This window comes from Ruegeria sp. YTSA075, assembly GCF_059610245.1.
Genome location: NZ_JBXWNG010000002.1, coordinates 338867 through 362028 on the forward strand (window position 1 = coordinate 338867; position 23162 = coordinate 362028).

Below are 23162 nucleotides of genomic sequence, written 5' to 3' on the forward strand. Positions count from 1 at the left end.
GGATCAGGTTTCCGAGGTGCGCGGGACCAACCAAAGCGGGATGCGGGCGCGTAATGAGCGTTTGGTCCTGACCCTGGTGCGCAGGCATGAAGCGCTGGCCAAAGCTGAAATTGCGCGCATGACGGGCCTCTCCGCGCAGACCGTTTCCGTGATCATGCGGCAGCTTGAAAAAGATGGGCTCTTGCTGCGGGGCGAACCTGTGAGGGGTAAGGTCGGCCAGCCATCAATCCCGATGCGACTCAACCCGGATGGGGCACTGTTTTTTGGGCTGAAAATCGGGCGACGCAGCACTGAGCTGGTATTGATCGATTTTCTCGGCCGGGTGCTCATGCATGAGCGGCAGACCTATGAATACCCGCAACCACAGGCGACGTTGGTCTTTGCCAAAAAGGCCCTGGACCAGATGATATCCGCGCTGGCGCCCGAAGCACGAGACCGCATCGCGGGGCTGGGGATCGCCATGCCGTTTTATCTGTGGGATTGGGCCCAGACCTTGCAGGTACCGCAGGAAGAGATGGAGCCTTGGCGTACCGCCGACATACAGTCGGAACTGGCGGATATCTATGATTTCCCGGTGTTTCTGCAAAATGACGCCACAGCGGCCTGCGGGGCCGAACTTGTATTCGGACCAACGGGTGGCCCACGTGATTTTCTGTATTTCTACGTCGGCTACTTCATAGGTGGCGGCGTTGTTTTGAATGGTGCGATCTATTCGGGTCGCGGAAATGCGGGCGCGTTGGGTCCGATGCCAGTGTCAATCGGGGCCGGTGACGTGAAGCCTCTGATCGACCTTGCCAGCCTCTATACCCTTGAACGCGCCATTGCCGGGGTCGGTCAAACCGCCGGGCTGATTTGGGAGACGACCGATCACTGGGACATCCCAAAAGAGGAACTGAACAACTGGCTGCACCACGCAGCGATTGGACTGGCCCATGCGATTGTGTCGTCGTGCAGCCTGATCGATTTTGAATGTGTCATAATCGATGGCTGGATGCCCTCCGATGTTAAAGACCGGTTGATCGCCGAGGTCGAATCGCAGATCTCGCGCCTCAACCTTACTGGTTTAGAACGACCGGTGATTGCAGCTGGTACCGTAGGTCCGAATGCGCGATCGCTTGGTGCGGCCAGCCTGCCTTTGTCCGAGCGATATTTAGTAGAAGCATAGGCCTGCCAACAAGAAACAAGACTGCTGGCGACGCGAAACGTACACTAAAAAAGTCGGTTCCAAGATTCATCTTGATCAATATGGAACGTTCCAGTAAGCATAATTCTGGAACGTTCCAGTAATGAGGGTTGCAATGAACTGGGTATTTGTGGGGGCAAGCACGATTGCGTCACAACACATGTTGGATGCCGTGCGAAAGCAGCCTGGTAATGATGTCACATGGGTTGTCAGCACCTCACCCGATCGGGTGAGGGTGTGGGCCAAGGATCACCACATTGCAAACGCCTCGACCAATCTAACCGAAGCGCTCGCTGATCCGGACGTGCAGGCGGTCTACATCTCATCAACCAATGAAAAGCACCATTCCCAGGCTATGGCTGCGATTGCCGCAGGCAAACATGTTCTGTGTGAAAAGCCCCTTGGCATGACGCAGGACGAAGCGGTTGAGATGGTGCGAGCGGCTGATGCCGCTGGTGTTACCTTCGGAACCAACCACCACCTGCGCTGCTCGGGCACCCACCGCGCGATCCGCGATCTCATCGCGGCCGGCCGGGTTGGTAAGGTGCTGTCACTGCGCATTCATCACGCAGTTCACCTGCCGGGGCACTTGCAGGGCTGGCGGATCAATGATGCGGGCGCCGGTGGCGGCGTAATCCCCGATATCGTTGTGCATGACGCGGACGTTACCCGCTTCCTGCTAAAGGAAGACCCCGCAAGCGTCGTGGCGCAGATGACCAGTTCCGGCATGGGGCAGGGGGTCGAGGATTCCTGCATGTCGGTCTGGACCATGCCCTCGGGCGCGATGGTGATGACCCATGAAAGTTTCACCCATCCATATGCGGGCTCGGGTCTTGAGGTGCACGGTACCGAAGGGTCGATCTTTGCTAACGGCGTCATGACCCAGCAGCCGGTCGGTGAAATCACCCTCATCACCGTAAAGGGCAGCGAAGCGATCCCCTATTCCAACCATGACCTTTACGTGCAGGGCGTCTCGGAATTCGTCGCCGCCTCGGCAGGGCAGGGACGCCCCGCTGCCGATGGCCCGGATGGCGTCAAATCCCTGTCTGTCGCGCTCAGCGTGCGCGAGGCAGCGGCAACCGGGCAGCGCGTTGACATCGACTATGGTGGCTTCTGATGAGCAAGCTTGTTTCAGCCTCTGACGCCGTATCCCGCATCCCGGACGATGCGATTGTCACGGTTTCGTCCTCTTCGGCGCTGGGATGCCCCGATCTGGTCCTAAAAGCCATGGGCGAACGGTTCCGGGCAGAAGGGCATCCACGCAATATCACTACGCTCCACCCGATTGCTGCAGGCGATATGTATGGCGTGAAAGGCATGGAGCATCTGGCGCAGGATGGGTTGCTAGCCCGTGTGCTGGCCGGGTCTTACCCCTCGGGACCATCAAACCTTGATATGCCCGAGATCTGGAAGATGATCGTCGAAAATCGCGTGGCCGCTTACAACGTACCTTCGGGCATCATGTTCGACATGCATCGCGAAGCGGCGGCCCGGCGACCGGGTGTCCTGACACAGGTCGGGCTGGACACGTTTGTTGACCCGCTCCGAGAGGGTTGTGCGATGAATGCACGCGGTGCTGCTTCGCCAATCGTCACACGCACCGAATTTGGCGGTCAGACTTGGCTGCACTTTCCCAACATCATCCCGACTGTCTGCATCCTGCGCGCCACCACGGCGGATGAATTCGGCAACCTGACTTATGAGCATGAAGGGGCCTATCTGGGCGGGCTGGAACAGGCCATCTGCGTGCGCAACTATGGCGGTCTGGTGATCGCTCAGGTTCAACGGGTGACTGCCGAGGGTAGCCTGCGCCCGCATGATGTACGCGTACCGGGCCATCTGGTGGATCTGATCGTCGAAGACCCTGATCAGAAACAGACCACCGAAACACCCTATGATCCCGCTATCTCAGGCCAGATCATGCGCCCATGGGACAGTTTCTCATTGGCTGAACATGGGGTCGAAAAGGTGATCGCACGCCGCGCCGCGATGGAATTGCGCGCCGGGATGAGCGCAAATCTGGGCTTCGGTATCAGCGCTATGGTGCCTCGCATTCTGCTGGAGGAAGGGCATCCCAAAGCCGTAACATGGGCCATTGAACAAGGGGCTGTTGGGGGCGTGCCGCTGACCGGTTTCGCGTTCGGCTGTGCGTCTAACGCGCACGCCTATGTGCCCTCGCCGCAGCAATTCATCTACTTTCAGGGCGGCGGGTTCGATATGTCCTTCCTGTCTTTCCTTGAGGTCGATGTGGAAGGCAATGTGAATGTCTCGAAACTGGGTAAGAAACCGTATTTGACTGCCGGGTGCGGCGGGTTTGTCGACATCACTGCAGGCGCGAAAAAGATCGTGTTTTCGGGCTGGTTCGAGGCTGGCGCCAAGATCGCCCTGGGTTCGGACGGGATCAGCGTCGCAGCCCCCGGTAAGTTTACCAAGATGGTGGATCAGGTGGAGCACGTCACCTTCTCGGGCCGCCGGGCGCGCGAGCTTGGGCAGGATGTGATCTACGTGACCGAGCGCTGTGTCATCCGCCTGACCGATCAGGGGCTGGTCGCGACCGAGCTCATGCCGGGCATCAACGTGCAGCACGACATTGTGGCGGCATCACAAGGCCGCGTCAAAGTGGCGGAAAACGCGATATTGATGCCGACTTCGCTGTTCGCCGAAGGTCCCATGGGGATGACGGTGTGAGCGGGATTGGCTTTCATATCGACGGGCGCACCGCCATCCTGACGCTGGACAATCCCTCCAAGCTGAATGCGCTGACCATTGACATGCTGGATGCGCTTGAGGCGCATGTGCAGCAGGTCGAGCGGGACAATGCGATCCGGGCTTTGGTGCTGACCGGAGCCGGAGAAAAGGCGTTTTGCTGCGGCGCGGATATTGGTGCCTGGGGTGGGCTGAGCCCTGCAGAGTTTGCACGGCACTGGGTGCGCGACGGGCATCGGATTTTTGACCGCCTCGCGCGACTCGGCAAACCAACGATTGCCGCAATCAACGGCCATGCCTTTGGCGGCGGGCTGGAATTGGCCAGTTGTTGCGATCTGCGCTTGCTGGCACCGCGCGCAACTCTGGCCCTGCCCGAAGCGCGGATTGGGATCGTACCGGGTTGGTCGGGGACACAGCGCGTGGCGCGGTTGATGCCGGAAGCGGCCGTTAAAGAGATGGCTCTGTTTGGTCGTCGCCTCGGCGCGGACCGCGCGGTTGCCCTGGGCTATGCCGTCGAACTGGCCGACGATGTCCTGACCCGCGCGCTTGAGATCGCCGCTGAGGCACAGGCTCTGTCCCCGCGCGCCACCGAGATTGCCAAGAACATGATCCATGCAGCAGTGGGCGAGGACACCGATGCGGTAATCGAGGCACTTGGCAGCGCTGCTGCGGCGGCCTCAACCGACCGTGACGAAGGCGTCGCGGCCTTCATGGAAAAACGTAACCCTCAGTTTTCAGGGCTCTGACGCATATGAAAGACCTCACGATCAACCCAGCGATCCCCTACGATCTGCCCCAGTTGTTCGAGGGTCGCCACCTGATCAACGGTCGGTGGCGGGACAGCGCGTCGGGTGAGACCTTCGAGCGCCGCTCACCTTCACATGGGCATATTGTCAGCCGATCAGCACTTGGCTCTGAGGCCGAAGCCGAAGCTGCGATCCTCGCAGCGCGGGACGCTTTCGATAGCGGCGTTTGGAGCCGCGCTTCGGGCAAAGACCGCGCCGAGGTTTTGCTGAAGGTGGCTGATCTAATCGAACAAAACGTCGACCGGATCGCTGTGATTGAAACACTGGAAAGCGGCAAGCCGATCAGCCAGTCCAAAGGTGAGGTAGGAGGTGCCGCTGATCTATGGCGCTATGCAGCATCACTGGCGCGCAGCACCCATGGCGACAGCCACAATACGCTGGGCGCAGATATGGTGGGCGTGGTTCTGAAGGAACCCATCGGCGTCGTATCGATCATAACGCCATGGAATTTCCCGTTCTGGATTCTCAGCCAGAAGCTGCCATTTGCACTGGCGGCTGGCTGCACGGCAGTGGTGAAACCGTCCGAGATGACGCCTTCGACTACGCTAATGCTGGGCGAACTGCTGATGGAGGCTGGATTGCCTGCAGGGGTCTGCAACATTGTTCTGGGCTATGGCCAACCAGTCGGAAGTACACTGGCCAGCCATGAGGCCGTGGACATGGTCAGCTTCACTGGCTCGACCGCTGTGGGCAAAACCATCAGCAAGACCGCCTCGGATACTCTGAAGAAAGTTGCGCTGGAGTTGGGCGGCAAGAACCCCCAGGTGATCTTTCCCGATGCGAAGCTCGACTCAGCCGCAGATGCGGTGGTGTTTGGCGTCTATTTCAATGTCGGTCAGTGCTGCAACTCCAGCAGTCGCATCATTGTGCACGAGGACATTGCGCAAGCCTTTACCGATAAGGTCATCGCGCTGTCGCGGAAGGTGAAATTTGGCGACCCGCTGGACCCGTCCACGCAGGTCGGGGCGATTGTCACGCCCGAACACAACGCCAAGATCGACGGTTATGTCAAACAGGCTCATGCCGCAGGCGCAACAATCGTCCTGGGCGGCGATCCTTTGAACGTTGAGGGGTTGGGCAACCAATTCTATCAACCTACCATTATAACCGATGTTCAACCCGAAATGCCCATCGCGCGTGATGAAGTGTTTGGCCCGGTGCTGTCGGTACTGACGTTCAAAACGCTGGACGAAGCCATTGAGATCATGAATGATAGCGCTCTCGGCCTTTCGGCAGGGGTCTGGAGCGAAAATGTCCATACCTGCCTAGACTTTGCCCGCCGCACCCAGGCGGGGACGGTCTGGACCAATACCTGGATGGATGGGTTCCCCGAGGTCGCCTTCGGTGGCTACAAACAATCCGGCCAGGGCAGGGAGATTGGGCAATATGGGTTCGAGGAGTTTTTTGAGGTTAAATCTGTGGTGATGCGCATTGGCGATAGCAGGGCGCCTTGGGTGCCGCAGGATTGAACCATGCGCCACGCGGCGCAGGAACAACAAAGATCGCATTAAGGGAGGAAACGAAAATGCGTAACATGCTGAAGACAAAGTCGGTCATCGTGGCCGGGCTTCTGTGCACATCCAGCCTGGCTCAGGCGGAAGAGGTTGAGGTTCTGCACTGGTGGACCTCGGGCGGTGAAGCAGCCGCGCTGAACGTCCTTAAGGATGATCTGTCCGGTCAGGGCGTTGGCTGGACCGACATGCCCGTCGCCGGTGGCGGCGGTGAGCAGGCGATGACCGTTCTGCGTGCTCGTGTCACTGCTGGCAATGCGCCGACTGCCGTTCAGGGTCTGGGTTTTGACATTCAGGACTGGGCAGCACAAGGCGCTTTGGCCGATTTGAACGAAGTGGCCGCGCAGGAAGGTTGGGATGCGGTTGTGCCAGATGCGCTAAAGGCCTTCGCCAAGCATGACGGTAAATGGGTTTCGGCCCCAGTAAACGTGCATTCGACCAACTGGGTCTGGGCCAACAAGGCGGTTCTGGATGCAAATGGGATCGCTCAGCCAACAAGTTGGGAAGAGTTCGTGGCCGCAGTTGAAGCGCTGAAGGCCGCCGGCGTGACACCGATTGCCCATGGCGGTCAGGCCTGGCAGGACGCGACTGTGTTTGATGCCGTTGCCATGTCAACGCTGGGCCCGGATGGCTACAAGGCGGCTTTCATCGATCTGGATGAAGACACGCTGGGCGGCGATGCCATGAAAGAGGCGTTCGACCGCATGGCATTCATTCGCGACAATGTGGATGAGAACTTCTCGGGCCGCGACTGGAACCTGGCAACTGCGATGGTCATCAATGGTGAGGCCGGCTTCCAGATGATGGGAGACTGGGCGAAGGGTGAGTTCCTGAACGCGGGCAAAGTTCCCGGTCAGGATTTCCTGTGCTTCCGCTTCCCCGGTACGGCTGATCAGGTCACCTTCAACGCCGACCAGTTCATGATGTTCGATCAGGGCGGTTCGGTTTCGGCGGAACAGGCAGCGCTGGCCAGCGCGATCCTGTCACCGTCGTTCCAGTCGGCCTTTAACGTGGTGAAGGGCTCGGTTCCTGCGCGGACCGATGTCAGCGATGCCGACTTTGATGACTGCGGCAAACAGGGCATGAAGGATCTGGCGGCGGCCGCATCCTCGGGCAACCTGTTCGGATCAATGGCCCATGGCCACGCAGCACCTGCATCGGTCAAGAACGCGGTTTATGACGTCGTAACGGCGCATTTCAACGGCGAATACGACAGCGAAACCGCTGTAGTCGAATTGGTCGACGCCGTGTCCATCGCCAAGTGATCACCTGATCCTCCCGACGGGGCGGCGACCGTGCCGCCCTGTCACCAGCGGGCATACCCCGCGTCCAGACACTTCCCCACTTGCAGGAGGGCGCGCCATGGCTGGTTCAGCCGACGCGGATTTCAAGACACGCCTTCAGAACTGGATCCCCAAACTGGTCCTGTCGCCGTCGCTGGCGATGATGCTGGTCTTTGTGTACGGGTTCATCCTGTTTTCGGTGTATCTGTCCTTTACCGACAGCCGCATTCTTCCAAGCTTTGGCTGGGTCGGCTGGGAAAACTACGACAAGCTCTGGCGGCTCAGCCATTGGGAGACCTCGCTGATCAATATGGGGATCTTCGCAGGACTCTATATCGTGATCTGCACCTGTATCGGGCTGGGTCTGGCGATCTTCCTAGATCAGAAAATTCGGGGTGAGGGGCTTTTGCGCCCGATCTACCTGTATCCAATGGCGCTGAGTTTCATTGTCACCGGGACCGCGTGGAAATGGTTTCTGGACCCGGGCATCGGGCTGGAAAACGTCATGCATACATGGGGTTGGACCAGTTTCGAGTTCGACTGGATCAAAAATCGCGACTACGCGATCTACACCGTCGTTCTGGCGGCAGTTTGGCAGACCAGCGGTTTTGTGATGGCCATGTTTCTGGCCGGTTTGCGTGGCATTGACAATGAGATCTTGCGGGCGGCGCAGATGGACGGGGCCTCGAACTGGAACCTCTATCGCCGGATCATCATTCCGCAACTGCGCCCGGCCTTCCTGTCGGCCTTCGTGATCCTCAGCCACCTTGCGATCAAGACGTTTGACCTTGTGATCGCCCTGACCGGAGGAGGACCGGGTCGGGCCACGGAACTACCGGCGACCTTCATGTATTCCTACACCTTCACCCGGAACCAGATGGGGATCGGTGCGGCCTCGGCCACGATCATGCTGATGACCATAGCAGCGATCATGATCCCTTATCTGTACGCTGAATTGCGGGAGAAACGCTGATGGCGCAGGCAACTCAGGATACCGCAATTCGAACAGGCCGGATCACGCGTGCACTGATTTATGTCGTGCTGATCCTCTTCTCACTGTTCTACCTGCTGCCGCTCTACGTAATGCTGTCAAACTCGGTGAAACCGTTGGAGGAGATCACTGGCGGCGGCATGATGAATCTGCCGCAGGTCTTCACCTTGGAACCTTGGATCAAAGCATGGTCCTCGGCTCAAATCGGGGTCGAGCCAACAGGGCTGCGGCCATATTTCTGGAACTCGATCAAGATGGTGGTTCCGGCCGTCATAGTCTCGACCATTTTGGGTGCGCTGAACGGCTATGTGCTGACCAAATGGCGTTTCAAATACGACACCATCCTGTTTGGTCTGATGCTGTTTGCCTGTTTCATTCCGTTCCAGATCGTTCTGATCCCGATGGCGCGAATGCTGGGCCTGATGGGTCTGGCGGGCACCACCTGGGGTTTGGCGCTGGTGCATGTGGTCTACGGGATTGGCTTCACAACGCTTTACTTCCGGAACTACTATGCCGTTTTCCCGACCGAGCTGATCCGGGCCGCGCAGATCGACGGGGCCGGGTTCTTCCAAATCTTCTGGCGCATCCTGCTGCCCAGCTCCGGCCCGATCGCGGTGGTGTCGATCATCTGGCAGTTCACCAACATATGGAATGACTTCCTGTTTGGTGCCTCCTTCGCCGATGCCAACAGCCAGCCGATGACCGTAGCGCTGAACAACCTTGTTCAGTCGTCAACCGGGGTGAAGGAATACAACGTTCATTTCGCAGGTGCCATTCTGGCCGCCATGCCAACTCTGCTCGTCTACATCGTGGCCGGACGTTATTTCGTTCGCGGCCTGATGGCGGGTTCCGTGAAAGGATAAGGCCTTATGGGTTTTCTGGACATAGATAACGCGACCAAATCCTATGGGTCGGTCGAGGTTCTGCACAAGGTCGATATCTCGGTGCAGGAGGGAGAGTTCCTTGTACTCGTCGGCCCGTCGGGCTGTGGCAAATCCACTCTACTAAACATGATCGCGGGGCTGGATGAGATCACCAGCGGCGAGATCCGCATCCGGGAGAAGGTGATGAATGGGGTGCATCCGTCGAACCGAAACATCGCCATGGTGTTCCAAAGCTATGCGCTCTACCCGAACATGACGGTCGGGCAGAACATCACCTTCGGGCTTGAGATGCACGGAGTGCCCAAGCCCGAGCGCGACAAGGCGATGCACGAGGTCGCCACGCTTTTACAGATCGAGCAGTTGCTGGACCGCAAGCCCGGTCAATTGTCCGGTGGTCAACGTCAACGTGTTGCCATGGGCCGGGCACTGGTACGGGAACCGGATGTGTTCCTGTTTGACGAGCCTCTGTCCAACCTCGACGCCAAACTGCGTGTCGATATGCGGACCGAGATCAAGAAGCTGCATCAAAACCTTGGCACCACAATCGTATACGTGACTCATGATCAGATCGAGGCGATGACCCTGTCCAGCCGGATCGCAGTGATGAACGGCGGTTATGTGCAGCAACTGGGAACCCCGCAGGAAATCTACGACACCCCGGCCAATATCTTCGTCGCAACCTTCATGGGCTCACCCGCGATGAACGTGATGCCTGCGAAGGTGTCCGTGCTGAACGGTCGTCCTCATGCCGAGGTTGCCACCCATGACGGATCACTTGCTCAACTGCCTTTCAGTCAGGACAATCTCGCCGAATGGGATGGGCGCGACATCTTGCTCGGCATCCGACCGGAAACCATCACCGATATGGATGGCGCGGATCGCAAATCCTCGAACATTGCGCAGATGACCAACCGGATTGTTGTTACCGAACCTGCCGGTTCGGACACGTTTGTCTCGATGCAATTGGGGGGGCGGGATGTGATTGCCCGCATGCGCTCGGACGCCGAGGTCGCGGCGGGGCAGGATTTCGACTTTGCCGTCAATATGGAAAAGGCCGTGGCCTTTGACCCGGAAAGCGAGATGCGGATTGTTCCGTGACAAACCCGGATGTCATAATCATCGGATCTGGGGTCGGAGGGGCAACGCTGGCCGCAGCACTTGCCCCCACGGGCCGCCGCATATTGATCCTCGAACGAGGCGAGCATCTGCGCCCATCGCCTGCGGACCGCGACCCAAAGGCGATTTTTGAGGATGGGCATTTCCGCCCCGATGAAACATGGCTGGACGGCGAAGGGCAGCCCTTTAATCCCGGCAATTACTATTGTGTTGGCGGCAATTCCAAGTTCTACGGCGCCGCACTCATTCGATACCGTGCTGAGGATTTTGAACCCCGCCAACACATGGGCGGTCATTCTGCTGGCTGGCCCATCAGCTACCACGATTTGGAACCCGACTACGCGGCGGCTGAACGGCTTTACTCGGTGCGAGGCACTGCCGATGAGGACCCGACGGAGCCCCCTCATAGCAGTACTTACCCACATCCGCCCGTGACCGATGAGCCTGACATTGTTGAACTGCGCACGCGCTTAAGTGGGACGGGGTTGTCACCCGCATCGGTCCCCTTAGGCGTGGATATCGACCGCTGGCTATCCGGCGGGCAGACCACCTGGGACGCGTTTCCGAACACCTGCGGTGGCAAGATGGACGCCGAGACCTGTGCCCTGGCCGAGGCTTTGACCCATGAAAATGTTGAGCTGCTAACCAACGCACCTGCAGATAAGCTGCTCAGCAACAATGACGGGCGCATTACAGGCGTTGAGGTCACGGGGCATGGCACGCTGCGCGCGCCGGTGATTGTTCTATCCGCCGGTGCAGTTCAGTCCGCCGCGCTGTTATTGAAATCCGCCAATGACAATAGCCCTACCGGTCTTGCGAACCGATCAGATCAGGTTGGGCGCAACTTCATGAACCACAATTGCTCGGCAGTTCTGGCCCTGCATCCGCTGCGTCGCAACCGTTCAATCTATCAGAAGACGTTGATGTTCAACGACTACTACAATGATGACGGGCAGGGCGGTGCGCCGTTGGGCAATATCCAGATGCTGGGCAAGATCACCGGCCCTATCCTGGCGTCTCAGACCAGATTGCCGGGGCCAATCGCAGCAATGATCGCAAATCGCAGCTTTGATTTCTACGCCATGTCCGAGGACCTGCCAAACCCCGACAGCCGGGTGACGATCACGGGTGACCAGATCAGACTGGACTGGAAACGGTCGAACTGGCAAGCGCATAAGGCGCTGGTCGCCAAGCTCAAACAGCACCTGCGCCGGGCTGGGTTTCCGATGGTTCTGTCTCGACCCTTCGACCGCCGCACGCCCTCGCACCAATGCGGAACGGCACGGATGGGGGATGACCGAACCAGCAGTGTTGTAGACACGTTCTGCCGCAGCCATGATCACCGAAATCTGTTCATCGTCGACGCCTCGGTTTTGCCGACCTCGGCCGCCGTCAATCCGGCGTTGACCATCGCGGCGCTGGCCTTGCGCGCCGGTCGTCATATTATTGAAACGGAGTTTGCGGCATGACCCGGGTTGCCTTGGTCACCGGAGGGCAGCAGGGCATTGGCCTGGGGATCGCACGCGCGTTGGTCGCGGCAGGGCACAAGGTTGCACTGGCCTCGCAGGTAGACCCAAAAGACCCAATCGTGCAAGAAGCCCTGGCCGAACTGGGCCCGAACACGATCTACGTTCAGCATGATGTGTCAGACATCGATCACGTGCCCGCTTTGCTGGATCAGGTCGAAGCCCAGTATGGGCCGATTACCGCCCTGATCAACAACGCAGGCGTCGGTGCGCCGGTACGCGGCGATATGCTGGAATTGACACCCGAGAACTGGGATTTTGTCCAAGACATCAACCTGCGCGGCGCGTTCTTTCTGACACAAGAGGTCGCACGGCGCATGTTGGCCAGCCCGCAGAGCGGCTATTGCTCAATCACGTTCATTACGTCGGTCAGCGCCACGATGGTGTCAATTGAGCGCGCCGAATACTGCGTGTCCAAAGCGGCCGCCGCGATGATGGCGCAGCTGTTTGCGGTGCGGATGGCTCCGCATGGGATTGGCGTGTTCGAGCTGCGCCCCGGCATCATCGCCACAGAAATGACGGCTGGTGTACGAGACAAATACACCGACCGGATCGAAGGCGGGCTGGTGCCAGCCGCGCGGTGGGGTGAACCGCAGGATATCGGCTCGGTCATCGTTCCCATCGTGGACGGCCAGATGCAATTTGCCACCGGGGCCGCGATCCCCGTGGATGGCGGGCTTTCGATCTCGCGCCTGTAAGGAACTCAGAGGACAAGATGTCTGAAGGATATGATTTCATCGTGATCGGCGGCGGCTCGGCGGGGTCTGTCATTGCGGCGCGGTTGTCCGAGGAACCCTCGGCCAAGGTCCTGCTGCTTGAGGCCGGGCCCTCAGACCGGCATCCGTTTTTTCACCTTCCTGCGGGCTTTGCCAAGATGACCAAAGGCATTGGTAGCTGGGGTTGGTCGACGGTGCCGCAGAAGCACATGCAGGGGAAGATTTTCAACTACACCCAAGCCAAGGTAGTCGGCGGCGGGTCGGCCATAAATGCTCAGATCTACACGCGCGGTGCTGCGCAGGATTATGACGACTGGCGACAGATGGGGTGCGAGGGCTGGGGCTATGACGATGTCCTGCCCTATTTCAAGAAGTCCGAAGACAACGACAGCTACGACAATAAATTCCACAGCAAGGGCGGCCCGCTGGGTGTTTCGATGCCAGCCGCGCCTTTGCCGATTTGCGATGCCTATATCGAGGCCGCCGGGCAGGTTGGCATCCCTAAAACGGACGATGTGAATGGCGCGAAACAGGATGGGGCCGGGTATTACCAGCTGACCCAACGCAACGCGCGCAGATCCTCGGCAGCGATGGCGTTTCTGGCACCCAATCGGAACCGACCGAACCTGACTGTGCGCTTGTGCGCTCAGGTCCGCAGGATCATGGTCCAAAAGGGCCGCGCTACTGGCATTGAGATGATGAGCGGTGAAAAGATCACTGCCGCGCGTGAGGTGATCCTATCGTCCGGAGCCATCGGTTCTCCCCGCTTGCTGCAATTGTCCGGGATCGGACCCGCGGGTCATCTGGATAGCCTCGGGATCAAGCCAGTCTATGACCAGCCGCAGGTTGGTGAGAACCTGCAGGATCATCTGGACCTCTATTCAATTTGCGAGGTCACCGGCCCGCACACCTATGACAGGTTTGCCAAACTGCATCTGTCTGCGCTTGCAGGACTGCAATATCTGGTCACGCGCAAGGGACCGGTGGCCTCCAGCCTATTTGAAACCGGTGGATTCTGGTACGCCGACCCCGCCGCGCGTTCCCCCGATATTCAGATGCATCTTGGTCTGGGAACTGGGATTGAGGCCGGGGTCGAGGCGATGCCGAACGGTGGCGTGACGCTGAACGCCTGTTTCCTGCGGCCCCGGTCTCGGGGCACGGTGCGGTTGCAAAGCGCCGATCCGACAGCAATGCCGCTGATCGACCCGAATTATCTGGCCGATCCCTATGACCGAGAGATGTCAATCCGGGGTTTGAAGCTGGTGCAGAACATCTTGTCGCAAGAAGCGCTTGAGCCGTACATTCTGGCAGAACGTTTGCCGGGTCCGGCAGTACAGACTGAGCAGGAATATTTCGACTTCATCTGCGTTCATTCCAAAACCTCGCACCACTGCGCGGGCACTTGCCGCATGGGCAATGACGAGGCGGCTGTTTTGGACCCACGCCTGCGCTTTAACGGGATCGAAGGGCTGCGCGTCGCCGATGCCTCGATCATGCCGACAGTCAATTCTTCGAACACCAACGCGCCCACTATCATGATCGGCGAGAAAGCCGCCGACATGATCAAGCATGATCAAGGATTTACGCAATGATCCGTCATATCGTTTTGACAAAATTCCGCACGGATGTAACCGAAGAAACGGTTGCGCAGATTTACCAAAGGCTCGCCGATGTGGCCGAAGCTCTGCCCGGAGCAAAGGGCTTCACCGGCGGCCGTAGCCAAAGCCCGGAGCAGATCGAGCGCGGCTATATGCACGGGTTCGTAATCGATTTCGACGATTGGGATGCCCTGGCGACCTATCAAGCCAATGAGGATCACAAGGCCTGTGGTGCCCAATTGGTGGCAAATGCGGTGGGTGGGATCAACGGCATTCTGGTGTTGGATCTGGAGGTCTGAGGCGATGACAATAATCTTGCCAAACCGCGACGGCCAGTTGGAATGTTACACACTGACCGGAACGCCTTTGGTCCCTCGCGCGCCACGGGTGGCTTTGACCCGCACCGCTTTTGCCGCAGCACATGTGGTTTCTGACCCGATAGCCGAGCGAAACCCACGGGAGGGCCGCCCGGCGGTGGATTGGGACGCGACCCTGAATTTCCGGCAAGGCTTGTGGGACCAAGGGCTTGGCTTGGCTGAGGCGATGGACACCGCACAGCGTGGGATGGGTGTGGATTGGGAAACAGCATTGGAATTGATCCAACGCACTATGGTGGCCGCCAAAGCTCACCCTCTGTTGCCGCGCGTTGCCTGCGGGGTTGGCACGGATCATGTACCACTTAGTGCCTTGAACACGGCCGGGGAAATCCTGTCGGCTTACGAGCATCAGGCCGAAGCGATCGAGGCCGCAGGCGGACAGTTGATCCTGATGGCTTCACGCGCCTTCCCGGCCATCAACGCCGGGTCGGACACGTATCACGACGTTTATCGCGCGCTAATCGATGGGGCGGCTGAACCGGTAATCCTGCATTGGCTGGGCGACATGTTCGATCCGGCCTTGACTGGATATTGGGGGAGTACGGATGTGGATCAGGCCAGCGATTTCGTGCTGTCCCTGATTACAGAAAATCCAGCCAAAGTCGATGGTATCAAAATCTCACTGCTCGATCAGGCGCATGAAGAAGCGTTTCGCAAGCGCCTGCCGGACAGCGTGCGCCTCTATACAGGGGATGATTTCAACTATTCCGATTTGATCGCCGGGGACGGGGATCACTATTCTCATGCCCTGCTGGGGATATTCGCCGCCATCGTCCCGGCTGCCGCTCAGGCGCTTGAGGCATTGGCGCAGAACGATATGGATCGTTACCACGCGCTGTTTGCGCCGACCGTTCCGCTCAGCCGTGAAATCTTCCGCGCACCGACGCGGTATTACAAGGCCGGGATTGCCTATCTGGCCTGGCTGAATGGCGCGCAGAGCCATTTCATTATGCCCGGCGGGTTCCAATCCAGCCGCGACATCTGTCATTACGCCGAAGTGTTCCGGCTTGCGGATCAAGCGGGTTTGCTCTTGGACCCGGATCGGGCTACAGCGCGGATGACAACATTGCTGAACCTGCACGGGGTAGACCAATAGACTGAATGCGCAGACCTACGATCATAGATGTGGCCAACAAGGCGGGCGTGTCGAAATCCACGGTTAGCCTTGTGTTGCAGGGCAGTGCGCAGGTCAAATCGGAAACCAGAACGTTGGTTCACGCCGCGATGAAGGAGATCGGTTATGTCTATAACCGATCCGCCGCCAATCTGCGGTCAACCGGGAATGCCCTGATCGGGTTGGTGATCAACGATCTGACCAACCCATTTTTCACTGAATTCGCCACGTCTTTGCAAATGGCTTTGGGGTCGCGGGGCTACGCGGTGGTTGTCGCCAACACCAATGAAGACCCCAATATTCAGGACCAGGTGGTTACCGCGATGTTGGAACACGGGGTTTCAGCCCTGATCCTGTCGCCTGCTTACGGGGATGTCTCCAAGACCCTTGATGCGGTTGAGCGTGCGGGAATCCCGATGATGCAAGTCCTGCGTCAGGTCGAAAGTGAGACGGGCAAACACCCCTTTATGGCCCCTGACTATCGCGCGGGTGGGCGGGCCGCCACCCAGCACCTATTGAACGCCGGCGCGCGCCGGGTAGCTTTCGTTGGCGGTTTGGAGGGTCGGCAGGTCACGCAGGAACGGTTCTCGGGTTATCTTGAGGTTACGCAGGAAAGCGGTTTGGACCCGATTGTCATGACGGGGAAAACCAGCCGCGCGTTCGGGCATTCGGCAGCGATTGATCTGTTCAGGAACCACCCGGATTGCGACGCGGCACTGTGTTTCAACGATTTGGTGGCCTTTGGAATGATCAACGCCTGCCACGAGGCCCGCGTTGAGATCGGAAATTCCTTTCAGATCATCGGGTTCGACGATATTTGCGAGGCGTCAGAGTGTTGGCCCGCGCTATCCTCGGTTCACTGCGGCGTCGAGGCCTTTGGACAACGGGTGGCAGATACGATCTTGTGTTGGCTGCAAAAGGACGAAATGCCAGAGGCCGAAACCAGAACAGATGTCCGCCTGATACAACGACAAACAACAAAAGCGCTCGACTGACAGCACAAAGAAGGTGTTTGGCCAGAACCCGGCGCAGGTTTTGGGATGACATGCCAAGCTATATCGGATTGTAATGGATCAACCGGGGCTCTGCTGCCTCTGCCACCCACGGATAGGCTGGTTCGAACATGAAGATTGTCTCGCAATTCCCCAACTCCGTTCGTGAAATCTATCACATCGAGATCCCGATGTCGGATGGGTGCCATCTGGGTGCCCGCATCTGGATGCCCGAGAATGCAGAGGCACAGCCGGTGCCTGCGATCTTCGAGTTTCAGCCCTACCGCAAGAATGACATCATGGCCGAACGGGATGTGACGCTTTATCCCTACCTCGCGGGGCACGGATATGCAGTTGTCCGCGTCGATCTGCGCGGCAGCGGCGATTCCGAAGGTGTGCTGACTGATGAATACACCCCTCAGGAACTGCAAGACGGGTGCGAAGTGATCGCATGGATCGCTGAACAAGACTGGTGCGACGGCAAGGTCGGGATCACTGGAAAATCGTGGTCCGGGTTCAATGGGTTGCAGATCGCGGCCCTGCAACCGCCTGCGTTGAAGGCCGTCCTGACCCTGTGCTCAACCGATGATCGCTATGCCGATGATATCCACTACTCTGGTGGCTGCGTGCTTGGTGAGCAACTGACGTGGTCCTCGATCATGTTTGGTAAGAACACCATGCCGCCCGACCCGGCAAATGTGGGCGAACGCTGGCGCGAAATGTGGTTGGGCCGCCTGCGTGGCTCGGGGCTTTGGCTGAAGACCTGGATGCAGCATCAAACCCGCGATGCGTTCTGGAAACACGGATCGGTGTGTGAGGAATTTTCACGCATCAAAATCCCGGTCTTTGCAGTCTCGGGCTGGGCCGACGGGTATTATCCGGCAGTGCTTCGCATGATGGAACATCTGCAAGGGCCGCGCAAAGGGCTGATCGGGCCCTGGGCACATCTGATGCCAAATGCCGGCTTGCCCGGTCCTCAGATGGGCTTCCTGCAAGAGGTTCTGCGTTGGTGGGATCATTGGCTAAAAGGCGACGACACCGGTATCATGGATGAGCCCATGCTGCGCCTTTACATGCAGCATAGCGCCGAGCCGAAGGAGGCGATGACCCATCGCGACGGGCATTGGGTGGCAGAAAGCAGCTGGCCATCACCCACCATAGGATCATCTGACTGGTACCCGAGCGCAAAAGGTACTTTGGCGACCGATGCCCCCGGATCGGGAACAGTATCGGTCAACTCACCGGTCATGTCGGGTGGCTATGCCGGGTTCTGGTGCGCCTTTGCCAGCGATGGGGATTTGCCAGGCGATCAGCGACGTGACGATGCGCTGTCGGCCTGCTTTGACAGCGCACCGCTCTCGGACTCATTCGACATTGTGGGCCAACCGATCCTGCGGCTGGCCTTTTCCTCCGACAAGCCGGTTGCGCAAATCGCCGTGCGCCTGAACGAAGTTTTGCCAAGCGGGTCATCATCACGCGTGACCTACGCTGTTTTGAACCTGACCCACCGCAACAGCCACGAAACTCCCGAGGCTTTGGTGCCCGGACAGAGCTATGAGATTGAGGTTCCATTGCGCGCCATCGCCCACCGGTTCGGGGTCGGCAGCCGCATCCGTGTTGCGCTTTCCACCAGCTATTTCCCGTTGATCTGGCCAGCACCCGAAGCCGCGACCCTGACGCTCAATCTGGATCGTTGTTGTCTGACGCTGCCAGACCGGCAACCAAGCCCGTTAGATAAAACGCTTCACGCTTATCCTGAGCCCGAGCAAGCCGCACCGCTTGAAACGGTGACGTTGGCGGAAGGTGAAGGCGGCCGAAGCATCACCCATGATGTGGTCCGCGATATTGTGACCGTCGACACAAAGCATGAGACGGGCCGCTACAGGATCGTAGAAAATGGCCTTGAGATCGAAGTAAAAGGCCGCGAAATCTTTAGCGCTTCCGCCCAAAACCCGGCAGGCGCAGTAGGCAAGACGCGTTGGGTCTACCAGATGTCACGCGGCGATTGGTCGATCCGAACCGAGACCGAAGTTTGCATGATTGCTTCGCCGCAAAACTGGCAGATCACCGCAACCTTGCGCGCTTTTGAAGGCACCGAATCTGTCCATGAACAACATTGGTCTGAGGAGCTGCCGCGCAATCTGAACTGAACTGATGGCAGCAGGTCAGAGCAGACCGCGCTCCTCCAGCACTTTCCGGGCAACGCGGAAGCACTCCAGCGATTGCGGTACGCCGCAATAAATGCCGATCACGTGAATAATGGCCTGAATTTCTTCTTTGGTGACACCATTGTTCAAAGCGCCTTTGCAGTGAATTTCCCATTCATGCATCTTTCCCAGCGCGCCGATCATAGACAGGTTCATCATCGACCGGGTCTTGGCATCGATCGTGTCATCACCCCAGCCAAAACCCCAGCACCAGGCGGTCATCGCCTCTTGAAACGGGCGAGTAAAGTCATCGGCGGCGGCCAGGTTCTTTTCGACATAATCTGCCCCCAGTGTCGCCTTGCGCTGCTCTAACCCTTTTTCGAACAGATCTTCATCCATCATTTCTCTCCTGTTTCAATGCTTTGATGATGGCGCGACCCTATGCCCGCAACCAGATCACAATTCCAGATTTTCACATAGATCAATCGACAGCGTCGCGCATCCATTGCTGTAGCCGAGCGATTGAATGCTCGCTCATCACCCCGCCATCAGGGTCCAGAACCAGAGGCCCGGGAACATATCCTTTGGATTTCAGGCCGCGATACACGGATTCGACCAGGCGGATATCTTCGGCCACGGTTGTCTCGCGATCCTGAACCGCCAGCCCGCGGATCACATCACTTTCATGCCCGCCAGTCGTGTACCAGCCGCGCCAGACCGTACAGGTATCAACGGATTCAGCGCGCCAGTGATAGGTGTTCAATACATTGCCCGGATAACACTGGAACGAGAACATCGGCCACAGGAACCAAGACTGGTAGTCGCCCGCATGTGGCATTGACATGTCGATGGGATAAGTCATCTTTTCGAGGCTCTGACACTCGGTCGTGTGGCGCAAAACATAGCCACCACCCATATCGGGCTGAATATCGTAGGTTTCGGGTTTCACTACGCCTTCCGCAAATGTCGGGTGGTTGGTCGGGCAATGGTAGCATTCCGAATAATTCTCGACCGAGACTTTCCAATTGCAATGTTCCGGGATTTCAATCCATTCCAACGGTGCCAACTCGTCAATCTGGGGAACAAACGCGGCAATCTCTTCCCGCACACCGGGATACCAGTCGTCCATTGGCGCGGCATCCTTGTCCAAATTTACAAAGATAAAGCCCAGAAAAATCTCAGTCCGAACCTCGGTCAGGCAGATTTTCTCACGATCAAATCCGGGAACCTTTTTGATGTTCGGCCCGGCGCGCAATCCGCCGGTTAGCTCATAGGTCCATTGGTGATAGGGGCAAACGACCACGCGAGTGTTGCCTGTACCAGTTACCATCTCATGCGCGCGATGCTGACAGACGTTGTAGAACGTGCGGATCACCTCATCCCGGCCACGAATGGCAAACAGGTTCTGACCGGCGATCTGAAAGGCAAAATAATCGCCCACATTTGGAATATCTGCCGCATGCCCTGCAAATTGCCAGGTACGAGACAACAGCCCGTTCATCTCATTCTGGAAGACGGCTGGATCGGTGTAATAGCTGGCCTCCAGCGAATGGGTGAGCGGTTTATTCATTCCCTGACCTCGTAACAAAGCCCAAGTGATAGGCGGCAAGTTTAGCCTCAAAAACCCAAGCCGCAATCATTTGTATCATTTTTCATTGACCGTGGTACATTTGTTTGAATATCAAATCCACAGAAATCTGCGACTCTCGAACAGGAATTTTGTGATGTCCAAAACAGAACTGCCGCAGCGTGCGAAGGTCGTCATTGTTGGCGGTGGCGTCATGGGTTGCGGCCTGGCCTATCATCTGGGGCATGAAGGCTGGGGCGAAGACACAATCCTGCTGGAAAAGGCTGAACTGACCAGCGGATCGACATGGCACGCGGCCGGGCAGATCACCCATTCGACCAGCTCCTACGGGCTGGGGCGGATGGTCGATTACAATATTGGCCTGTATTCCAAGACGCTTGAGGAAGAGACCGGGCAAGCCGTCACCTGGCATGGCTGCGGCTCGTTCCGCTTGGCCTATACCGAGGATGAGATGGACTGGTTGCGCCACACCTTGTCCGTGGGTCGTTCGCTGGGGTTTAACATCGAGTTGGTCGGGCCCGACTTCATCGCAGAAAAGCACCCGTTTTATAATCTGGATGGCGTTCTGGGCGCGCTTTATACCCCGGACGATGGCCACGTGGACCCCTCGAACGTGACCATGGCGATGGCCACCGGTGCGCGTCAGAAAGGGGTGCGCATCTTCCGTCATTGCCGCGCCACCAACATCACCCAGAACGGTGTGGGCGAGTGGGTGGTTGAGACCGAAAAGGGCACAATCACCTGTGAGCATGTGGTCAATGCAGGCGGCACCTACGCGCGCCAGATGGGCGAATGGTCGGGACTGCAGCTGCCCATGACCTCGATGACACACCACTATTTCGTCACCGAAAACGTGCCCGAATTTCAGAATCTGGACACTGAACTGCCGGTGATCCGCGATGACAAGATGGTCTCGGGCTATATCCGGATGGAGCAGAAAAAGGGCCTGATCGGGATTTACGAGAAAGAGAACTCGAACTCGGTTTGGCACGACGAATGCCCATGGGAATACGAGAACTGGCTGTTCGAGGCTGACTATGACCGCGTCATGCCCTGGCTTGAGAACTCGCTGGTACGTATGCCGATCTTTGCGGAACTGGGCATTACCCGTGAGGTCCACGGCGCGATCAGCCACCCGCCGGATGGCAACCCGATGGTTGGCCCTGCTCCGGGCGTCAAGAACTACTGGTGCTGCTGTGGAACCCAGATTGGGATCGGTTGGGGCCCCGGCCTAACCCGCGAACTCGCCAAGTGGATGGTCCGTGGAGCGGCTGACATTTCGATGCGCGACTACGACCCGCGCCGCTTTGGCAGCTATGCCAAGAAGGGCTGGCAGGTCATAAAAGCGCATGAGGATTACAAACTGCGCCATGAAATTCCGTTCCCGCATTTCAACCGCTTGGAGGGGCGTCCGGTAAAGCCTTCTCCGCTCTATGAAATTCTCAAGGACAAGGGCGCGGTGTATGAAGAGGTCTATGGGTTTGAACGCCCCCGCTGGTTCGCGCCGGAAGGGGTTGAGCAGCGCGACCACTACAGCTTTCGCCGCAATGTGGTGCATGATGTGGTCGGGGCCGAGGTCAAAGCCGTTCGCGAGAGTGTCGGAATTATGGACGTCACCGCCTTTACCAAAGTCGAAGTTTCGGGCCCGGACGCCTATGCTCTGCTAGACCGCCTGACCGCCAACAAGATGCCGCAGAAAACCGGCTCGATCACGCTGACACATATGCTGAACCGCCGGGGCCGGGTTGAGTTGGAGACCACGCTGGTGCGCATGGCGGATGATCGGTTCTATCTCGTTTGCGCCGCCTTTTTTGAGCAGCGCCTGCTGGATCACCTGAACCACAACCGCGCCGATGAAGATGTGATCATCACGGCGCTATCCGCCGGATGGTCAGCCTTGTCGTTGAACGGCCCGAAATCGCGGGACGTTCTGAGTCAATGCACTGACGCCGATCTGTCCAATGCGGGGTTCCGTTGGCTGTCAGCGCAGGAAATCACGGTCGCGGGCCATCAGGTCTGGGCGTTCCGAATGTCTTATGCAGGTGAACTCGGTTGGGAACTGCACATGCCGGACGCGGCCTGCGTTGACGTCTATTCGGCGCTATGGGCTGCGGGTGAGGCGTACGGCATCGTCAATTACGGGTCCTTCGCGATGAACGCGATGCGGATGGAGAAGGCCTTCCCCGGCGCAGGAGAGTTGACCAACGAGGTCACGCTGCCCGAGGCCAATGTAGGCCGCTTCATGAAGCTGAACAAAGACTATTTGGGCGTCGAAGCCACGCGTGTCAGTGCGGATCAGGCCGAGAAGGGCGAAATGCCGTGGATCTGTGCCTATCTGGAGATCGAACCGGATGGGGTTGAGGACGGCCATGGCGGCGAAGCTGTTGTTGTGGATGGTGAAATTGTCGGCGCAACGGCCTCGGTCGCCTATGGCCACACGGTCGGCAAGATCTTGGCCTTTGCTTATATCAAGCCGCACGCCCATGTGCCGGGCACCGAAATCGAGGTCATCATTGCGGGCACGCCGCGCAAAGGGCGCATCCTGGCTGAACCAGCCTATGACCCGGCCAGCCTTCTGCCGCGCACCGACGCCCCACAGCTTGAGCAAGTAGAGGAAGCCTGAC

General features: G+C 58.4%; 19 protein-coding genes. 17 read left to right on the forward strand and 2 right to left on the reverse strand.

Annotated features, from left to right (window positions below; genetic code table 11):
- Positions 1-40 precede the first annotated feature (40 nt).
- The 16 genes from AC2FGE_RS04745 to AC2FGE_RS04820 all read left to right on the forward strand — a co-directional run bounded on the left by AC2FGE_RS04745 (position 41) and on the right by AC2FGE_RS04820 (position 18953).
- On the forward strand, positions 41-1165 hold the full coding sequence (locus AC2FGE_RS04745) for an ROK family transcriptional regulator (RefSeq protein WP_496818296.1): 1125 nt from the start codon (positions 41-43) through the stop codon (positions 1163-1165).
- 133 nt (positions 1166-1298) lie between these two features.
- Positions 1299-2300 (forward strand): Gfo/Idh/MocA family protein, encoded by a 1002-nt coding sequence (locus tag AC2FGE_RS04750; protein ID WP_496818053.1) that lies wholly within the window; start codon positions 1299-1301, stop codon positions 2298-2300.
- Positions 2300-3871, forward strand: a complete 1572-nt coding sequence (locus tag AC2FGE_RS04755) for an acyl CoA:acetate/3-ketoacid CoA transferase (RefSeq protein WP_496818054.1) — start codon at positions 2300-2302, stop codon at positions 3869-3871. Before AC2FGE_RS04750 ends, AC2FGE_RS04755 begins: the two co-directional genes overlap by 1 nt.
- Positions 3868-4635 (forward strand): enoyl-CoA hydratase/isomerase family protein, encoded by a 768-nt coding sequence (locus AC2FGE_RS04760; protein WP_496818056.1) that lies wholly within the window; start codon positions 3868-3870, stop codon positions 4633-4635. Before AC2FGE_RS04755 ends, AC2FGE_RS04760 begins: the two co-directional genes overlap by 4 nt.
- A gap of 5 nt (positions 4636-4640) precedes the next feature.
- Positions 4641-6164 (forward strand): aldehyde dehydrogenase family protein, encoded by a 1524-nt coding sequence (locus AC2FGE_RS04765; RefSeq protein WP_496818057.1) that lies wholly within the window; start codon positions 4641-4643, stop codon positions 6162-6164.
- Between the two features lie 65 nt (positions 6165-6229).
- On the forward strand, positions 6230-7471 hold the full coding sequence (locus AC2FGE_RS04770) for an ABC transporter substrate-binding protein (protein WP_496818058.1): 1242 nt from the start codon (positions 6230-6232) through the stop codon (positions 7469-7471).
- Positions 7472-7568: 97 nt separating this feature from the next.
- Entirely contained in the window at positions 7569-8462 is an 894-nt protein-coding gene (locus AC2FGE_RS04775) for a carbohydrate ABC transporter permease (RefSeq protein ID WP_480499057.1), read from the forward strand.
- Positions 8462-9343, forward strand: a complete 882-nt coding sequence (locus AC2FGE_RS04780) for a carbohydrate ABC transporter permease (RefSeq protein WP_496818059.1) — start codon at positions 8462-8464, stop codon at positions 9341-9343. The genes AC2FGE_RS04775 and AC2FGE_RS04780 overlap by 1 nt, the downstream gene beginning before the upstream one ends.
- Before the next feature lie 6 nt (positions 9344-9349).
- Positions 9350-10462: an ABC transporter ATP-binding protein gene (locus AC2FGE_RS04785; protein WP_496818060.1), complete on the forward strand. Its 1113-nt coding sequence runs from the start codon at positions 9350-9352 to the stop codon at positions 10460-10462.
- Positions 10459-11949, forward strand: a complete 1491-nt coding sequence (locus tag AC2FGE_RS04790) for a GMC oxidoreductase (RefSeq protein WP_496818061.1) — start codon at positions 10459-10461, stop codon at positions 11947-11949. Before AC2FGE_RS04785 ends, AC2FGE_RS04790 begins: the two co-directional genes overlap by 4 nt.
- Entirely contained in the window at positions 11946-12704 is a 759-nt protein-coding gene (locus tag AC2FGE_RS04795) for a 3-ketoacyl-ACP reductase (RefSeq protein WP_496818062.1), read from the forward strand. The genes AC2FGE_RS04790 and AC2FGE_RS04795 overlap by 4 nt, the downstream gene beginning before the upstream one ends.
- A gap of 17 nt (positions 12705-12721) precedes the next feature.
- On the forward strand, positions 12722-14314 hold the full coding sequence (locus AC2FGE_RS04800; RefSeq protein ID WP_496818063.1) for a GMC family oxidoreductase: 1593 nt from the start codon (positions 12722-12724) through the stop codon (positions 14312-14314).
- Entirely contained in the window at positions 14311-14619 is a 309-nt protein-coding gene (locus AC2FGE_RS04805) for a Dabb family protein (protein ID WP_496818064.1), read from the forward strand. The genes AC2FGE_RS04800 and AC2FGE_RS04805 overlap by 4 nt, the downstream gene beginning before the upstream one ends.
- A gap of 4 nt (positions 14620-14623) precedes the next feature.
- Positions 14624-15793, forward strand: a complete 1170-nt coding sequence (locus AC2FGE_RS04810) for a dihydrodipicolinate synthase family protein (protein ID WP_496818065.1) — start codon at positions 14624-14626, stop codon at positions 15791-15793.
- A 5-nt stretch (positions 15794-15798) separates the two neighbouring features.
- On the forward strand, positions 15799-16806 hold the full coding sequence (locus AC2FGE_RS04815; protein ID WP_496818066.1) for a LacI family DNA-binding transcriptional regulator: 1008 nt from the start codon (positions 15799-15801) through the stop codon (positions 16804-16806).
- Positions 16807-16934: 128 nt separating this feature from the next.
- Positions 16935-18953 carry a CocE/NonD family hydrolase gene (locus tag AC2FGE_RS04820; protein WP_496818067.1) on the forward strand — a complete coding sequence of 673 codons (2019 nt, stop codon included), beginning with the start codon at positions 16935-16937 and terminating at the stop codon, positions 18951-18953.
- 15 nt (positions 18954-18968) lie between these two features.
- Here the strand turns inward: AC2FGE_RS04820 and AC2FGE_RS04825 are convergent, their stop codons facing one another.
- On the reverse strand, positions 18969-19352 hold the full coding sequence (locus tag AC2FGE_RS04825; RefSeq protein WP_480549526.1) for a carboxymuconolactone decarboxylase family protein: 384 nt from the start codon (positions 19350-19352) through the stop codon (positions 18969-18971).
- A 79-nt stretch (positions 19353-19431) separates the two neighbouring features.
- Positions 19432-20520: an aromatic ring-hydroxylating oxygenase subunit alpha gene (locus tag AC2FGE_RS04830; protein WP_496818068.1), complete on the reverse strand. Its 1089-nt coding sequence runs from the start codon at positions 20518-20520 to the stop codon at positions 19432-19434.
- Positions 20521-20674: 154 nt separating this feature from the next.
- Here AC2FGE_RS04830 and AC2FGE_RS04835 point away from each other — a divergent pair, with 154 nt between their 5' ends.
- Entirely contained in the window at positions 20675-23161 is a 2487-nt protein-coding gene (locus AC2FGE_RS04835; RefSeq protein WP_496818069.1) for an FAD-dependent oxidoreductase, read from the forward strand.
- The last annotated feature ends 1 nt before the right edge of the window (position 23162 follow it).

What these genes read in the sequence shown, in the direction of transcription:
- AC2FGE_RS04785 (WP_496818060.1), top strand. Translation starts at nt 9,350, where the DNA reads ATGGGTTTTCTGGACATAGATAACGCGACCAAATCCTATGGGTCGGTC.
- AC2FGE_RS04830 (WP_496818068.1), bottom strand. Translation starts at nt 20,520, where the DNA reads ATGAATAAACCGCTCACCCATTCGCTGGAGGCCAGCTATTACACCGAT.
- AC2FGE_RS04770 (WP_496818058.1), top strand. Translation starts at nt 6,230, where the DNA reads ATGCTGAAGACAAAGTCGGTCATCGTGGCCGGGCTTCTGTGCACATCC.
- AC2FGE_RS04810 (WP_496818065.1), top strand. Translation starts at nt 14,624, where the DNA reads ATGACAATAATCTTGCCAAACCGCGACGGCCAGTTGGAATGTTACACA.
- AC2FGE_RS04820 (WP_496818067.1), top strand. Translation starts at nt 16,935, where the DNA reads ATGAAGATTGTCTCGCAATTCCCCAACTCCGTTCGTGAAATCTATCAC.
- AC2FGE_RS04800 (WP_496818063.1), top strand. Translation starts at nt 12,722, where the DNA reads ATGTCTGAAGGATATGATTTCATCGTGATCGGCGGCGGCTCGGCGGGG.
- AC2FGE_RS04780 (WP_496818059.1), top strand. Translation starts at nt 8,462, where the DNA reads ATGGCGCAGGCAACTCAGGATACCGCAATTCGAACAGGCCGGATCACG.
- AC2FGE_RS04765 (WP_496818057.1), top strand. Translation starts at nt 4,641, where the DNA reads ATGAAAGACCTCACGATCAACCCAGCGATCCCCTACGATCTGCCCCAG.
- AC2FGE_RS04835 (WP_496818069.1), top strand. Translation starts at nt 20,675, where the DNA reads ATGTCCAAAACAGAACTGCCGCAGCGTGCGAAGGTCGTCATTGTTGGC.
- AC2FGE_RS04750 (WP_496818053.1), top strand. Translation starts at nt 1,299, where the DNA reads ATGAACTGGGTATTTGTGGGGGCAAGCACGATTGCGTCACAACACATG.
- AC2FGE_RS04755 (WP_496818054.1), top strand. Translation starts at nt 2,300, where the DNA reads ATGAGCAAGCTTGTTTCAGCCTCTGACGCCGTATCCCGCATCCCGGAC.
- AC2FGE_RS04805 (WP_496818064.1), top strand. Translation starts at nt 14,311, where the DNA reads ATGATCCGTCATATCGTTTTGACAAAATTCCGCACGGATGTAACCGAA.
- AC2FGE_RS04775 (WP_480499057.1), top strand. Translation starts at nt 7,569, where the DNA reads ATGGCTGGTTCAGCCGACGCGGATTTCAAGACACGCCTTCAGAACTGG.
- AC2FGE_RS04825 (WP_480549526.1), bottom strand. Translation starts at nt 19,352, where the DNA reads ATGATGGATGAAGATCTGTTCGAAAAAGGGTTAGAGCAGCGCAAGGCG.
- AC2FGE_RS04795 (WP_496818062.1), top strand. Translation starts at nt 11,946, where the DNA reads ATGACCCGGGTTGCCTTGGTCACCGGAGGGCAGCAGGGCATTGGCCTG.
- AC2FGE_RS04815 (WP_496818066.1), top strand. Translation starts at nt 15,799, where the DNA reads ATGCGCAGACCTACGATCATAGATGTGGCCAACAAGGCGGGCGTGTCG.
- AC2FGE_RS04745 (WP_496818296.1), top strand. Translation starts at nt 41, where the DNA reads ATGCGGGCGCGTAATGAGCGTTTGGTCCTGACCCTGGTGCGCAGGCAT.